Origin of the sequence: Mycobacterium sp. 4D054, assembly GCF_052245755.1 — a bacterium.
GTDB lineage: Bacteria > Actinomycetota > Actinomycetes > Mycobacteriales > Mycobacteriaceae > Mycobacterium.
Genome location: NZ_JBQQCF010000163.1, coordinates 1 through 719, shown reverse-complemented (window position 1 = coordinate 719; position 719 = coordinate 1). Strand labels below are relative to the sequence as shown.

Genomic DNA, 719 nt, shown 5'->3' with positions numbered 1-719 from the left:
GCGTGGGTTGGGTAGCTACTCACCTTTAACCGTCAGCAGGGGTCGCAGCCTAATCGGCCGGGGGCCCGACCGGTCAACCCACACCGACGCCGAACTACGCAGGCCGAGTGACCTTTTCGGCCCTATCGAGCTCGCTGCCGCTCGCGGGCCGAAAACCCTGCTCCGTGCGCCGTCGGCTCTTCGGGGTTGACCGCCCACCCTCACCCGATTGACCGCTCCCCAGCGCTGACCGGCAGCGCACCGAAAGGGGAAACGTCATGTCCATCACCACCGCCATCATCACCACCGACTGCATCGCCACCATCGACCAGCCCGTCGATTGCCTCCTCGACGCCATGATCGAAGCCCAGAACCGCGTCGGACAGATCACCTGGGACGACATCGCCGCCGAGCGGGCCCACGGCACCTACCGCAACCCCGCAGGAGCCACGGCCCCCATCACCGTCGTCGACACCAGCACCACCACCGACCTGCTCGACACCATCCGAACCTGGATGCAGCACGCCTAGCCGCAGCGCCGCCCTGGCCCGGCCCCGCCTCGCGCGGGGACCGGGCTACCGGCGTCTTCCGGGATCACACCTCACCAGCAGCAGCGGCCGCCCTGGCGGGCGCCGGATGCCCGCCTGCGGCGGGCGTGGGTTGGGTAGCTACTCACCTTTAACCGTCAGCAGGGGTCGCAGCCTAATCGGCCGGGGGCCCGACCGGTCAACCCACACCGA

At 69.3% G+C, this 719-nt stretch carries 1 pseudogene; it reads left to right on the top strand.

The annotated features are described in order from the left end of the window. Window positions 1-245: 245 nt before the first annotated feature. Window positions 246-509 (top strand): annotated as a pseudogene (locus ACTWP6_RS30395) (DUF7280 family protein); the annotation flags it as partial. Window positions 510-719 lie beyond the last annotated feature (210 nt).